General features: G+C 42.7%; 14 protein-coding genes. 5 read left to right on the plus strand and 9 right to left on the minus strand.

Annotated features, from left to right (window positions below; all coding sequences use genetic code 11):
* The first annotated feature begins 27 nt into the window (after positions 1-27).
* The 3 genes from LZG73_RS14445 to LZG73_RS14455 are packed head-to-tail and all read left to right on the plus strand — an operon-like array spanning position 28 to position 2,983.
* A complete protein-coding gene (locus LZG73_RS14445; protein WP_233850814.1) occupies positions 28-825 on the plus strand; it encodes a PASTA domain-containing protein in 798 nt (265 codons plus the stop codon).
* On the plus strand, positions 800-2,662 hold the full coding sequence (locus LZG73_RS14450) for a T9SS type A sorting domain-containing protein (RefSeq protein WP_233850816.1): 1,863 nt from the start codon (positions 800-802) through the stop codon (positions 2,660-2,662). Before LZG73_RS14445 ends, LZG73_RS14450 begins: the two co-directional genes overlap by 26 nt.
* A 24-nt stretch (positions 2,663-2,686) precedes the next feature.
* The gene (locus LZG73_RS14455) at positions 2,687-2,983 is read left to right on the plus strand and encodes a rhodanese-like domain-containing protein (protein WP_233850818.1); all 297 of its coding nucleotides are present in this window, start codon (positions 2,687-2,689) and stop codon (positions 2,981-2,983) included.
* A 43-nt stretch (positions 2,984-3,026) separates the two neighbouring features.
* On the opposite strand, the gene miaA is transcribed toward LZG73_RS14455, so the two are convergent.
* Positions 3,027-3,953 (minus strand): tRNA (adenosine(37)-N6)-dimethylallyltransferase MiaA, encoded by a 927-nt coding sequence (gene miaA, locus LZG73_RS14460; RefSeq protein WP_233850820.1) that lies wholly within the window; start codon positions 3,951-3,953, stop codon positions 3,027-3,029.
* 251 nt (positions 3,954-4,204) lie between these two features.
* Here miaA and LZG73_RS14465 point away from each other — a divergent pair, with 251 nt between their 5' ends.
* Positions 4,205-4,834 carry a hypothetical protein gene (locus LZG73_RS14465; RefSeq protein WP_233850822.1) on the plus strand — a complete coding sequence of 210 codons (630 nt, stop codon included), beginning with the start codon at positions 4,205-4,207 and terminating at the stop codon, positions 4,832-4,834.
* Between the two features lie 67 nt (positions 4,835-4,901).
* Here LZG73_RS14465 and gldN read toward each other — a convergent pair whose 3' ends face one another.
* From gldN to sucD, 8 genes are all read right to left on the minus strand, one after another.
* Positions 4,902-5,963, minus strand: a complete 1,062-nt coding sequence (gldN, locus tag LZG73_RS14470; RefSeq protein WP_233851033.1) for a gliding motility protein GldN — start codon at positions 5,961-5,963, stop codon at positions 4,902-4,904.
* Between the two features lie 37 nt (positions 5,964-6,000).
* A complete protein-coding gene (gene gldM / locus LZG73_RS14475) occupies positions 6,001-7,593 on the minus strand; it encodes a gliding motility protein GldM (RefSeq protein ID WP_255697079.1) in 1,593 nt (530 codons plus the stop codon).
* A 97-nt stretch (positions 7,594-7,690) separates the two neighbouring features.
* On the minus strand, positions 7,691-8,506 hold the full coding sequence (gene gldL / locus LZG73_RS14480) for a gliding motility protein GldL (RefSeq protein ID WP_233850824.1): 816 nt from the start codon (positions 8,504-8,506) through the stop codon (positions 7,691-7,693).
* A gap of 119 nt (positions 8,507-8,625) precedes the next feature.
* On the minus strand, positions 8,626-9,699 hold the full coding sequence (locus LZG73_RS14485; RefSeq protein ID WP_233850834.1) for an SUMF1/EgtB/PvdO family nonheme iron enzyme: 1,074 nt from the start codon (positions 9,697-9,699) through the stop codon (positions 8,626-8,628).
* Positions 9,700-10,056: 357 nt separating this feature from the next.
* Positions 10,057-11,034 carry a PorP/SprF family type IX secretion system membrane protein gene (locus LZG73_RS14490; RefSeq protein WP_233850836.1) on the minus strand — a complete coding sequence of 326 codons (978 nt, stop codon included), beginning with the start codon at positions 11,032-11,034 and terminating at the stop codon, positions 10,057-10,059.
* Between the two features lie 132 nt (positions 11,035-11,166).
* Positions 11,167-11,949, minus strand: a complete 783-nt coding sequence (locus LZG73_RS14495) for a uroporphyrinogen-III synthase (protein WP_233850838.1) — start codon at positions 11,947-11,949, stop codon at positions 11,167-11,169.
* A gap of 43 nt (positions 11,950-11,992) precedes the next feature.
* Positions 11,993-13,174: a DUF4271 domain-containing protein gene (locus LZG73_RS14500; protein WP_233850840.1), complete on the minus strand. Its 1,182-nt coding sequence runs from the start codon at positions 13,172-13,174 to the stop codon at positions 11,993-11,995.
* A gap of 61 nt (positions 13,175-13,235) precedes the next feature.
* Positions 13,236-14,114, minus strand: coding sequence for a succinate--CoA ligase subunit alpha (sucD, locus tag LZG73_RS14505; protein WP_233850842.1), 879 nt, complete (start codon positions 14,112-14,114; stop codon positions 13,236-13,238).
* A gap of 103 nt (positions 14,115-14,217) precedes the next feature.
* Here sucD and LZG73_RS14510 point away from each other — a divergent pair, with 103 nt between their 5' ends.
* Positions 14,218-14,820, plus strand: a complete 603-nt coding sequence (locus tag LZG73_RS14510) for a hypothetical protein (RefSeq protein ID WP_233850844.1) — start codon at positions 14,218-14,220, stop codon at positions 14,818-14,820.
* Positions 14,821-14,895: the final 75 nt, after the last annotated feature.

The raw sequence follows: 14,895 nt of genomic DNA on the forward strand, positions 1-14,895 counted from the left end.
TATACATTTCGCGCATCTAGTAAATACATGGCCAAGATAAGTACACAATCCAGATCGGATCTTTTCATACACATCGGAATTATAGTTTCTCTGCTTTTGGTCCTTTTTCTGGGATTCTTTTTTGTTTATCTGCCTTTCACAACCAATCACGGAGAGGCGGTTACAATTCCCGATCTGAAAAAGAAGAATGTGGAAGATTTGGAAGAATTTCTTGAAAGCCGTGATCTGCGTTATGAAGTGGATTGCACTTTTGTCGCCAATGTTCCTCCACTGACCATTATTTCACAATATCCTTTGCCAGGCTCCAAAGTGAAGGAAGGACGTAAGATTTACGTGACTGTTTCCTCGCGAACAGCGCCTTTGATCAAAATGCCCAAGCTAACCGACATGACTCACAGAAGCGCACAAATGTTGCTGAAAAGTGTCGGACTGGAAGAAGGAAATATTTCGTATGTGCCTGATATGGCGCAAAATGCGGTTCTGAAACAAATGTATAATGGCAAAGAGATTTTGCCTGGACAAGCCATTGCCAAAGGTTCAAAAATCGATCTTGAATTGGGAGAAGGGCTTGGAACGGCACAGTTTGAAGCGCCATCCGTTTTAGGATTGCCATTGGATGAGGCCAAAATCGCGCTTATTGGAGCGGGATTAAAAGTAGGCCAGCAAATGGAAATTCCGGCAGAAGAAGGGCAAGCCGCCGGAACGGTGGTTCGACAAAATCCGGATGCAGGAAATAATGTAAGAATCGGAGACGTAATTGATCTCTGGATAACACCACAGGAAGTTGAATCAAGTGGGAATGAAACGATATTACCCGAGCAGTAAGCACACTTTTTATCCTAAAAGACATATCATTCTGACATTGCTGCTGATGCTTTTTCAGTGTCAGTTGCTGTATGCTCAATTGAAACTCGTGCCGCTTGCAAGCGATTATGAAGATGACCAAATCAGTGAGCCAAACCACTTACGCACCGAGGCGAGTCTGAATCTGCCCTTTTTTGATGATTTTTCAACTTCCACCGGCGCTTCGCCCAATAGTAAAAATTGGTTGCCAGGAAGCGGAGTTTACATCAACAACACGCTCACAAATTCACATCCATCCCTTAACATTACCACATTTGACGGCTTGAATTCGACAGGTGCGCCCTACAATGTGATCAATCCATTAAATCAAAACTTCACTGATACACTTACATCTCAGCCTATTAACCTCGCGAACCGCACGGCCGCTGACTCCATTTACCTGAGTTTTCATTGGATGGCCAAAGGCTTAGGTGAATTGCCGGATTCGAGTGATTATTTTCAATTGGAGTTTTTGAGCAAAGCAAATGGCTGGGTGACCGTTTGGAAACAGGATGGTTTTAAACTTGATTCTGTTTTTAAAAGGCAATTCATAAGAATATCAGACGCAGCTTACCTGTACGACGCATTTCAATTTCGGTTCAGGGCTTATGGCAGAAACTCAGGTTACTATGACACCTGGCACCTGGATTATATTTATCTCAATACAAAGCGCTCGGTTAAGCAGCCTTACATTTTTGATGTCGCGCTTAGAAAGCCTGTTACGTCTTTCCTGAAAAAATATACGGCCATGCCGCTTCGCCAATATCGCGCTAATCCGCAGGCAGCACTTTCGGACTCCATAAAAACCGATGTCGTCAACAATTTCAATAACTTCAACATTCTTACTAGCACTTTTACCATAACAGATGCGTCAAGAAAAACGGAGTATTTCAGGAATGTGCAAATGTCAATTTACGTTGAGGCGCTGAAAGGGAAAGGGTTAGGGATTAAAACAACGCCTATAACGATAAATAACAACCTTGATAGCCTCAAACTTATCAGCAAATTTGTAGTCACCACAACGGACACCATTCCAGGTGTTAACTTGAAAACAAACGACTCCATCACATCCCGCACCGATTTGACGGATTACTATGCTTATGACGATGGCAGTGCCGAATATGGCGTGCAGGTGAATCAGAAACTGGGGCGCGTTGCAGTCCGTTATACACTTGCAAAACCGGATACAATAGGAGGGGTGCGACTGGCAATGGTCCAGTTCAATAAGGATGTTTCAGGGCAAGGTTTCACCATTCAGATATTTAGTAATAAAAATGGAAAACCAGACAAAGTGCTTGCCCAGAGATCGGTGGCAGCAAGATATCCAGCCGGTCGCAATGGATTCATTGATTATGCTTTTAGCAGTTCGGTCGCAGTTCCGGACACATTTTATGTAGGCTGGCTGCAAGTGAATGAACAACCAGTAACAATTGGGTTTGACCGAAATTCAATGCTGGGTAAGGATGTTATCTTTTACAATCTCGGAACTGAATGGGCCAGAGAAACGAGCTTAAAGGGGAGCATCATGATTCGTCCTTATTTGGGCAAAAAAGCTGCCGGAGTTGTTACGGGAAATGAACCGATCCTGACGAGCGACGCTAATTTTTATCCAAATCCAAACAGAGGAACGATCAGCTGGGAATCTGGTTTGCTGACGTTCATTGAAATTTACGCGCTGAATGGTGCTTTGATGAGGCGGATTGCGCCTGCAAAAGATCAGCGATCAGTGGAAGTTAAGGGCTTGCACGATGGAATTTATATCATCAAATCGTCGGATGGGAAACGATCTTTTTCCCAAAAGATGTTATTTGTTCAATAGTCAGTAAATCAAAATAGAAAAAATATGGATATCACAGTTGAAGAACTGAAAGAACGTCTCGAAAAGGGAGAAAACCTGCATTTTTACGACGTTCGCGAAGAGCATGAATTTGAGGAAGATAACCTGGGAGCAACACTCATTCCTCTCGGCGATCTGCCCGATCATCTTGACGAGCTGGAAGCTTTGAAAGATGAAGAGATTATCATTCATTGCCGTTCAGGCGCAAGAAGCGGAAAAGCTGCCCGCTTCCTGGAATCACAAGGATTTTCAAATGTGAGGAATGTTCTAGGAGGCATATTAGCTTACCGCGAACTCGAATGATATCAGAGCGGAGTTTGTCAGCCAAGTGATGAGCTCCGCTTTTTCAAATTAAGGTAAGACTCGATTTTTCTCTGATATAATTTAATATCCCCTCCTCGTCACGTGCGTGAAACCATTTAAAGTTTCCCTGATGCCGGAACCACGTCAATTGTCGCTTTGCGTAGCGCCGTGAATTTTGTTTCAAAAGCCGGATCATTTCCGCCTCGTCATATTCACCGTCTAAAAATCCATAAACTTCCTTGTAACCAACAGTTTGGAGCGCGTGATGCGACCTGTAACGCGCGAGTCCCTTTGCTTCTGCTACGAGTCCTTCTTGAAGCATTAAATCCATCCGGAGATCAATTCTGTTGTAGAGCTCACTTCGATCGCGATCCAATGCAATCAGTATTTGCTCAAAAGGTCGCTGCTCTGTTCTCTTTAATTGATATTGACTGATAGGCGTTCCTGTTGTGTAAAAAACTTCCAGTGCCCGGACAACGCGTTGCGGATTTACGATCTCAGCTGTTGCCGCGAATGTCGGATCAATTACGGAAACTTCTGTTTGCAGGACGGCCAATCCTTGTTCTTGGAGTTTATTGGTCAATGAGTCGCGAAGTCCTTTCAATGGTGCCGGAAGTGCATCAAGCCCTTCGGAAACAGCCTTAATGTAAAACCCAGAGCCACCTGTCATTACGACTTGGTCATGCGTTTCGAAAAGTTGCTCTAAACACTTTAAGACGTCTCTTTCGAAGTCTCCCGCGCTGTAAACCTCGGCAATGGAATGGGAGTTGATGAAATGGTGCTTAACCTGCGCAAGCTCTTCCGTCGTTGGTTTTGCTGTCCCAATATTCAGCTCTCTGAAAAATTGCCGTGAGTCTGCTGAAATGATTTCGGTGTGCAATGCTTTCGCAATTTGAATCGATAGCGCAGTTTTTCCGACAGCCGTTGGCCCGGCAATAATGATCAGTTGCTTTCTGCGACTTTCGTGCATTTCGTATTTTTCAAGTCAAATAGAATGGTCGCAAAATTACATATCGCGTAATGGAAGACACTACTTTTTGTCATATTTAGATCGTTGCATGGGCCAGCTTTCTTAATCTTTAAGCTGCATGCAGGATTAGTAATTTTTTTTGTATAATTTATGGGAAAAACGCCCTTGTTCTCGTCAAATCTGAATCAGCCAGCGTACTAACTCTTACAATCTCATTCACATTATCAGTTCACATTTTAACCATTTTAGTTATGTTGAAAAAATTATTGCTATTTGCCTGGATCGGGTGTATGATCGCATTGGTTGGTTGCGAAGGTAAACAAGGCGAAGTTGGGCCAAAAGGAGATACAGGGGCTGCTGGTCCAGCCGGACCTGCGGGACCAGCCGGCCCAGCTGGCCAAGACGGAACTGGCTCGGGTGGTGGAGCGATCATACTGTCTTCCGGCGAAGCTGAAACAGATACAACTGGCGGATATATTACCGGCTTGACAGATCTTACTCCTGAACTTGACAGCGCACTGCAATCTTCTGCGGTCTTGGTTTACATTAAATCGGGAGGTGTATACTGGCCGCTTCCTGGACTGGTTGTTTTTGGCACTGGCACCAATCAAACTGCTAGTGAATTCACGTTTGTTCATGGGATTGACGGCACCACATTCTTTGTCGAGTTGTTTCAGAGAGGTTGGTCAGAGGACGTTGACGATGCGCCTGACAGAGAATTTGAAGATGTGCGCATTGTAATCATTCCAGGAACAATCGCTGGCAGATTGGACGCAGAGATTCTTAAAAGTTATGAGAAGACCATTGCAGCCTTGGGACTAACCGAAGAAAAGAATATGAAAGTAAGCAAGAGATTGAAGGTGGGATTTGGAAAGAAGTAACTAGTAATAACAAAAAAAGAGGTTATCCACATTGGATAACCTCTTTTTTTGTGACTGACATCGAAAATTAATATTCCCAAAGTCCGTGCTCCAATTCCATCAATTCCTGCTCGTAGTTCAAAGACTTGATAAGGGCTTCTTTGTCACCATTATAGATGTCCAAGAATGCTTTATCGCTTGCGTTAGAGAACTTCGTGATACGGCCGTAGAATAGGCGTAAATCGAATGCATCTGCAAGGTTCTTGTTTTGAGCTGTGTTATGCGTATTGTACCAAATGTATTTCTTCGGATCGCTTCTGAATAACCTTTCTACATCCTTGTAACGGAAAGAAGCAACAGGCAATTCAAGCCCTGTAGCCGTTTGTTCAGATGGAAGAATGATCGACAACGTCTGAATATCATTGTATAGACGGGATCTTTTCTTATCAAATGTCCAATCTTCCTTGATTTCCAAAATGTTTAGCTGCTCAGGGAAGTATTCTTCCTCAGTTGCTGCAACCTCAGTTTGAAATGTTGTATCAACTTTCGGCTGCTCAACTACTGGCACCTCTTCTTTTGCAACCTCAGTCTTGCCGTTTTTCTTTTTTGAGGACTTTTTCTTTGGAGGGCCCCAACCATCGTCTTCGGCAGCTGCTTCTGGCTTGGTATCTTTTTTGCCCCAGCCATCGTCTGGTGTTACTGCTTGCTTTGTTGGTTCAGCCTTTGGTTTGGCACCCCATCCGTCATCTGTTTTAGCAGGCTCACCAAAACCAGCTGCAATTTCCTCCGCGGATAATCCGGCAGTTTGGTTTGGTATTAAAATACGCTTGTGTAATTCATCACCGGTAATTTTGGTAGCGCATGAGTCATTCGTATAAGCGTCAATCAAACCCGCTTTTGCAGCTTCCAGCAGGTAACGTGTGATCTCATTGTTTTTCGAGAACATTGAAATGTTCTGTTTTTCTTTAAGATCAACCCTTCTCCAAAGCGTTCTTTTCATCAAAATATCACCCTCAGCAATCGGGCGTGATGAAAATTGATTTGCTGTGGAATCTTCCTTCTCCTGAGCGAAGGCAGCGCTTGTGCCTAAGGACAAAGATAGTAATGACCATGCAATCGTTTTTCCGTTCATTCTTCTCATAACATACATAAGGTTGTATTGCCCAATCAACGATTAAAATTGACGATTAGTATAGTGTTACCTGGCGAGTTTGGTTGCCCATCTCCACTTCACTAATTGCTCCTTTGAAATTCTGACGTTCAACTTTCAAAATAGAGATGACATAACGGTCACCTGGTTGTGCTTGCTGTGCAAGCGAGGAAATTGAACCTCCGCCGCTATTCAATGTAACGCCATTAATACGTCTATTTCCGCGTGCCAGTGAAATTTCAATTTGTGACACCCGGAATCTCGCATCCTCAGGAGAGAAGTTTTTAAAACTTTCGTCTGGCACCGCAATTACCTGAATGCTACGCGCTCCTGATGCGGGTGCCCCTTTGCGCTCGTCAAATGGTGCTCCATTGACACGAACCTCGATAGAAGGCTTTGGAACCCGATTAACCCGGAAGGGCTCAGAACCAAGCACATTGCCACCGTTGCTTACGGTAATGTTTAATTGCGATTTGCTAGGAACGATTGTAAACTTTCCTTTTTGACCGCTATTAATAATCTCACCGCCATCCGTTGAGAAAGACGGAGCCCATAACGCACCAAGTGCCGGGCTTTGAATGCTCAATTTGTTTGCGCAACCCAGATATAACGGAGGAAGTGTTCCTGTTTCAATTTGATAAGAAGGCTTCACAACAAAATATTCCTGGTTCATTGTGTAGGTTGTATCTCTTCCAGATGGAGTCGGAATCGTGATACGTGCTTGCAACTCTTTTCTAACAACGCCTTCTGCATTGTATCCACCGCCTTGCGCAGTGAACTCGATCATACCAACACCATTCTCAACTTTAACGGGAGAACCGTTCAAGCTCATGCGTGGTGTTATTCCAGAAGCAGATGCTGCGATGAACATTTGTCCTTTAAATTTTGTCCCGGCAACAACTGTTTTTGCGTCCGCACTAACCATTGCCAAAACACGGTCAAATTTTACGTCCGCTGCACCCACCTTGCTGGCCAAATAATTCAGCACTTCACCTTCCATACGGCGAATGTCTGTTTGTTTTTGACTCAAAACGGCCAACGCAGCTGCAACTGGCGTAGATTCAAAGTTCAATTCTGCAAAATCTTTATTTCTTTGCTCCTTGTTGCCCTTAACGCCCGGATCTTCACGACCGTCCATCGCAAGCATCTGAAATTTATTTGGAGACAAATTATTTAATTGAGCAGTGTAGCCATTTAATCTTTGTTTCAATGCATATGCCTTACCTTTTTTTCCAGTCGCAATCATCAATTCAGCAACTTTGGCTTCTTCCTGCGGATTTTTAATTCCACCTTCTTCGTTGAATCCGCCGCCGGCTTTGTTAATGATCTCTTGCTTCAAAGCATTGATTTCGTTGGTTACGTCAGCAGTAAACTTGCGAACTTCTTCCGCTTGCTTAATTACGGCGACGTCAGCGGATCTGTTTCCCGCCTTTTCAACAGCTGTTTTTATTTTTAGTACAGTTTCCTGATTTATTTTATTAGCTGCTCCTGAGGATAGTTCCAAAGAATTGTTCAGAAGAATGAATTTTTCTATGATGGCTGAACTAACCTGCAATGCAAGCATTGCAGTAAGTACCAGGTACATCATGCCAATCATCTTTTGACGGGGTGTTTCTTTTCCACCTGCCATATTGTTCAGTAATCAGTTATCAGTGATTGAATAATTTAGTGATAACAAACAGTTAATAATTCTCAGAAGGATTTACTATATGCTTGCTAATCCGGTCTTATGCATTACTACCACGCATGGCAGTCAGCATATTACCATAAATGCCATTCAACGACGAAATATTGGTCGTCAGTTTAGACATCTCATTTTTAAATACTTGTGATTCCTTGGTAGCGTCAGCCATGTTTTCCATCGCAGCGGTAAGGTTGCCATAGAATGCATTCATTGCTTTCAGGTGCTTTGTAGTATCTTGAAGTTCCAGCTCATAAACCGCATTAAGCGCGCCCATGTTCTTTGTAATTTGCTGGAATTGCTCACGATATGATTGTGCATCTTTTGTAGCATCAGCCATAGAACTCATCGCGCTAATGGCAACACCATAAGATTTATTCATATCATTGATCGCTGTTGACGCACTTTTCACATTTCTTGCGTAATCATTAGTAGCAACCGTTGCATCCGTCAAATCGCTTATTTTGCCAACTGTCTCTGAAAGATTTCTGAAACCTTTTCCAAGGCTATCAAAAACCTCTGGTCCAAGCTTAGCATTGTCAAGCATGTTGTCCAATTTAGCAGTAACACCACTTGAAGATGTAGAGCCGCGCGTGATCGCAGGTCCGTTATAATTATCGTCAAGCTCCGGATAAACACGGGTCCAATCCGGTTCACGGTCAGAAGATTGCGTTAACGTTTGAAGTGCATAAAGTAAAAATATAAGTACCTCAGTACCCAATCCGGCAGTTAATAAAGGGCCGCCGAAGTCCCAGTGTTGAATTTTTGCTAACGCTCCCAAAATAACAACGGCAGCACCTGCGCTATATATTGTTGGTACCAGTTTATCCCAAAAAAAATTAGGTCCGCTATTCTTAGCCATACTTATTGAAATCAGTTACAGTGAAAAATTTAGAAATTGTTAGTTTAAATTGATTTGAAGAGGTCGTAAAAAAGAAGCAGTGTTATAGAAACGCTGCTTCTTTTGTTTTAAGATCATACTTAGCGACGACGTGCTCGGGCACCTCCACGGTCGTTAACATTGTCCATTACACAGCGAAAGCCAATGAAAGCACGACGTTCTGTCTCGTATTCGAATGTTCTCGTGCCAGTTTGTAAGTAGTAAGCTATATCTTTCCATGAGCCGCCTTTAACCACTTTGCGGGGTTCATCAGGATTATTGTATTCTGGGTTCATATCCCAAACGATTGCAGTCGCATTGTCAGTATAAGCGTCCGAAGTCCATTCAGCGACATTACCAGCCATGTTATAAAGGCCAAAATCATTTGGATTGTATGCATTTGCCGGGCCTGTGTAAGGATAGCCGTCTGCATCATAGTTTCCGCGTTGTGGCTTGAAGTTCGCAAGGAAACATCCTTTTGCATTCATGGTGTAAGGATTACCCCAAGGATATTTCGCAACTGCACGTCCGCCTCTTGCTGCCCATTCCCATTCTGCTTCTGTTGGAAGACGGAAACCGGTTGAGTTAAATTGACCTTCTTTGTTTTGGAAATCGTGAAGCAAATTTGTGCGCCATTTAGAAAAATACTCAGCGCCTGTCCAGCTAACTCCTACAACTGGATAAGTGTCAAATCCAGGATGTTGATAGTAATACTCTACAAATGGATCTCCGTTTGAGTAAGCAAAATCTTTTTTCCAAACTGTTGTGTCAGGATAGTATTTAGACATAATTTCCTCTTCGCCCAATACAGATACTGAATCAACAAGCAATGCATTTACAAACTGGCGGTATTCATTGTTTGTAATCTCAGTGTCATCCATAAAGAATGAGCTGATCGTTACGCGCCGGTTCATGTTGTTCATTGAGGAAGCTATATCTTCATCGGCCTGGCCCATAATGAAAGAACCTGATGGGATCACCACCATTCCAGCCGGAGTTGTCTGCTTAAAACCTTTACGGGCTGTCGCTGTAATCTCCCCGTTTTGAATCCCGCTTTCTTCTTGTCCTCCCTTGCCAAACTTACTTTTAATAAATCCGCAACTTTGCATGAGCATAAGAGCGGCTACCAAAAGCAGGCTTTGGACTCCATTCCGATAGAACACTTTCACATTCATAGTGGTTTTGTAAAAATTTGATTATAAAATGTTAGCCTAAAAACGTCGACTGTTGATATATAGTATACTTGAAATAAAAACAAAAATAAACATCTCGCGCTTTACAATGGACCTTGGAGAAATCATATTAGTGCACTCCAATATCCACCGCCAGGCTAGCATTTATCGAGTTAACGTAGGAAAAAGATAAATGGTATAAGGCAAGATTGTTTTACAAATATAAATTAAAGTTTTGCAAACTGATTCACAACAATTAACAACTGGTTTATTAAAAACCAGTATAAACAGGCTAAACCCAACAATGTTTAACATTTTCCGGATTGCATAGCACTATATACGGAGCCAATGACCATTTCGCTAAAACCTGAAACGTGGTGTCCGGATAATCGTTTTCTTGCCAAATTTCGGCGATGGAAGTGCATAGGACAACATTACTTCGAAAGAAGAAGGAGCTTTGGAATCATTGCCGCCAAGCACCAGATCATATGCGCCTGAAAGCCTCAAAGACTGATCCGGTAATAGATACACTCCACCCATCAAAATGAAGTAAGTGTCTTGCTGTCTGTAAGTTCCACCAATCCAATAGCGCTTATTATATGTTACAGTTGCGCCACCCTCGGCTGAAAAAGTGCTAATGTCAGATTTTAAAAGCACGATTGGCTGAATATCTAAAAGATATCCGAGCTCAATATTTACACCTGCATTAAAATATAATGTTTGAGGCAAAGGATTTGTTGCCGTTTCTGATCCGAGCTGATACTTTGGCTCCAAAAGGTGATTGAATGATAAGCCTGCGTAAAAAGTCTCATTCTCAAAACGGGCTCCAACAGAAAAATCAGGATTGATTTCGGAAATATTTCCGGTTGGAATCAATGGATCATCCGGGTCCTGATAGCGCAGTTTTCCAAAGTCAATCGATTGTCTGAACAAGCCTGCACTTGCGCCAACTTGGAAGTTTCCGCCAAAAGCCGGAATGCGATAAGCGGCAGAAAGCTTAAAATCCTGATCCGTTCGCGGACCACTGCGGTCATTCAATGCGTAAAAACCAATTCCAAAATTTTTGAAAGGCATGCTGAAAGAGAACAGCTGTGTTGAGAGCGCACCACCTTCATCGACAACATTGGTTCCTTGATATCCAGCGTATTGCGTCCGATGTGTTAGTTGAAACTTGGTAAGGCCATCTGCGCCAGCCGCTGCCGGATTTAAGTAAAGCTGATTAAGGGAAAATAAGCTGAATTGTGCGTCCTTTTGAGCCATCGCACTGGAAGTGGTCAGGAGTATTATTGCAAGCAGCCGGATATATTTATTACTTCGAATAGTAAACGTCAAAGTCATGCCTATGGATTTGTTTAAGGAACACGCTGGGAGTTTTCGGATTTCATTTATAACGCATATTGCTTAAAAAAATTGATAAAATAGCAAAAAAGCCCCGGAATATTTCCAGGGCTTTTTCTATGTAAAATCGACTCAGATATTATTCGCCTGTCTGATATACAGGTCAAGTGCGCCGGTCATGGATGGGGCATTTGGCAAGGGTGCCTGAATGTCCAGAATAAGACCTGCATCTGTCACAGCCTTCGCCGTTGTCGGGCCGAAAGCAGCGATGCGTGTTGAATTTTGCTTAAAATCAGGGAAGTTATCGTACAAAGATTTGATTCCCGAAGGACTGAAAAACGCAATAATGTCGTAATATACGTCTTCCAGATCTGACAGATCAGCAGAGCCGGTCTGATACATTGTCGCTTCGATGAAGTGGAACTCCTCAGTGTCTGCAAATTCTGGGATTTCATTCTTTCGAACGTCAGAGCAGGGATATAAGAACTTCTCTTTCTTGTGTTTGCGCATTAACTCGATCAATTCGGCGGCTGTTTTTGTGCCAGTAAAGATCTTTCTCTTGCGAATTACAATGTATTTCTGGAGATAATTTGCAGTCTGCTCTGAAATGCAGAAATATTTCATCGTTGCTGGAACCTCAACCCTTCCCTCGTTACAAATGCGGAAAAAGTGGTCAATGGCATTGCGACTCGTGAAGATTATCGCAGTATGATCCAGAATGTTAATTTTTTGTTTGCGAAACTCTTTGTAGGAAACCCCGTCAATTTGTATAAATGGCCTGAAATCTACTTTGATATTATACTTTTTGGCCAATTCATAGTAAGGTGAATTCTCGTCGGCTGGTCTGGATTGACTGACTAAAAGACTGGTTACTTTTTTAAGACGTTCCTGATCAAAATTGATGGTATCACTCATGTATAATTCCTCATTAGTTTAAATTCCGTTTCATATACATCGGTTACAAAGCAAACTTCATACCAACAATGAGCGGGATTATTTCTATGACGCAAAGGTAAGAAAATAAATACAGATTAATCAACGAGCCCGGTGGCTTGGTTACAACGTACAAAGCCACAAAGCGTATGGAGTAAAAAAACAAAAATGGAAGCAAAACATAGCTCCGGAAGTCTGTAATCCAATTTACATGATTGAAACTGAGCATGAAGACGACCAGAAAAAGTCCTGCATAAAAGAGGTAAGAGGATTGGATTATTTTGATAAAGATGTTGTCAATCTGCTTGTCGAGGTTGAGCATGTTTCCTGCCATCACCATCAATATATATTTGACGTAAGTGAGCACAAAGAAGATCGTGGCGAGCACAAAAAAGTCGCTGACGATTTGAAGCGTATTTGACTTTTCAGATAATATCGTGCTGACAGAAAATAGATTAAGCTTGTTGGACGAAAAATAAATGACAATAAAGCTCATCAGCATAGACGAGATGATGACGAAGAAAATCACCGTATTGCTATGCGGCTTGTTCATTTTCGAAAGCTGATCCCTCGGGTCGTTGTTGAAAAATTCAATAGGATTTATCAAACGTATGAATGACAACGGATTCAAGTTGAAGATCCAGGCATTCAACATCAACACAATTATCAGCGTAATAGCAGCAAGATTCCCGAAAGGAGTGAATGTAATGGGTTTGATATTGATAAAATTCCTTCCCGTCTGCTCGATTACTGCGGGATCAGTAAGCTTCTTTTTGTTACAAAGCAACACCGCCTTATCGCCGATGCCCGGTCCGCCGTAAACAGTTAGCAGCAATTCGTCTTTTTTATAGATCTTGTAAAGGCTGTCAATGTTGAGTTCCTGCCACTGATTGGCGGTTATTTTGTTCTGTAAAGATCCTTCTAAAAACAAGTAGCCGTTGCTTTCGGCCTTTACAAGCAAGACGTAATTGCGATTTTTGATGAGATCAATGTATAGACTTACGAAACGTGTGCCTTCATTGACGCCCTGCGAAAACGGGACGTAATTTTTATACTGCGGATTGTAAACGAGCCAGTCATTCGCATAATCGTAAACCGGAAAATACTGTTCGGGAGGGGAGACTTTCGGAGCGGCAGAAACGAATGCTCCGACCACAGAAAAAGCTGTAAAAAAAGCCCAAAAAAGTTGAAAGGAAATGGACTTCATTGTTACCAAAAAGGGCGGGGTTTCCCCAGCCCTCTTATAAAGTTATATGTCTGCAGGTTTATTATTTCTTACCAAGAGCAATCAGCATTGTTTCACCGATCAAAGCTGGTGACTCAGCCACAAATATGCCTGACTCCTTCATAATTCTGATTTTTGCCTCAGCCGTATCATCAGCGCCACCAATAATTGCACCAGCGTGGCCCATTCTGCGACCTTTTGGAGCAGTTTGTCCAGCGATGAAACCAACAACCGGTTTCTTGTTTCCAGTTGATTTAATGTAGTTGGCCGCATCAGCTTCCATACTTCCACCAATTTCACCGATCATTACAATCGCTTCTGTTTCAGGGTCATTCATCAACAATTCAACCGCTTCCTTGGTTGTTGTTCCAATGATTGGATCACCTCCGATTCCGATTGCAGTCGTTTGCCCAAGTCCGGCACGAGTCAACTGATCAACAGCTTCGTAAGTTAATGTTCCTGATTTTGACACCAAACCAACTGTTCCCTTTTTGAAGATAAAACCAGGCATAATGCCCACTTTACATTCCTCAGCAGTAATAACACCCGGGCAGTTTGGTCCGATCAGACGGCAGTTTTTGTTTTTAATATATTCTTTTGCCTGCATCATGTCTTTGGTAGGAATGCCTTCCGTGATACAAACAATAACGCCAATTCCAGCATCAGCAGCTTCCATTATAGCATCAGCAGCAAAAGCCGGCGGAACAAATATGATGGATACGTCAGCGCCAGTAGCACGAACTGCAAGGTCAACGGTGTTGAAAACTGGTCTTTCAAGATGAGACAGACCGCCTTTGCCCGGAGTTACGCCACCTACGACACTTGTACCGTATTCGATCATTTGCTGGGCATGAAAAGAACCCTCCGATCCGGTAAATCCCTGAACTATAATCTTAGAATTTTTATTAACTAAAACGCTCATGTTGGTAAATCAGTTTTTTTGGTAAAAGTAGAACGAAAAGCACGAAGTAGCAAAATGTAGCCAGAATTTGTAAATTGCTTTTTTGTCAATATTTAGCAGGTTTATGCAGATACTCAGCAGTCCACATATATTTTCTAACTTGGTTTTAAGTTTTACCAGCTTATTTATTTTCTCCCGCTATTTGCGCGCGCAGCCGTTCATCAGCAAGTGGCTTTGGGGAATATTTCTGTTTTTCATCGCGCTCGTTGCGCTCACTGACTTGCTTGTGTATGCGGGCGTGGAAAGTCTTGAAAGCATACACGAAATCGTCATCGCAGGAGAAATGACATTGGGTGCGTTTTGCCTGGTTTCCGCATCCTGGTGCCTCATTATGCGTTATCAGGCCGGCACATACTTTTTCGTCTCCACCATTGGGCTTGGGTTGCTTCTTATGTATTGCATTACCTGGTTCGGAGTCGAATATGTGGGTTTAATTATTAAATCGCTCGCCATTGTAATCACGCTGCTCATATCTTGTGTGGGGCTTGCCAGCCGTCAGAAAAGTGCGTTATGGGTGATTTTTTCAATGATGCTGCTGGCGCTTTCGACGAAGTCGGGCAAGCTGCCGATTCCCATGGACCCCGTGGATATCAACCATTATATGATGGTCCTTTCCGTGATTTGCGTGGGTCGGGCCGTGCGGGATCAATATAAAATCCTGTTTTAAGATCTATTTATCAAACAATTGTTAATGGATTGTTTTTTTAAAATACCGCGTCGTAAATTGCACCAGTTAATTTAA

The sequence above is a fragment of the Dyadobacter sp. CY326 genome (assembly GCF_021390515.1).
In the GTDB taxonomy this organism is placed as follows: domain Bacteria; phylum Bacteroidota; class Bacteroidia; order Cytophagales; family Spirosomataceae; genus Dyadobacter.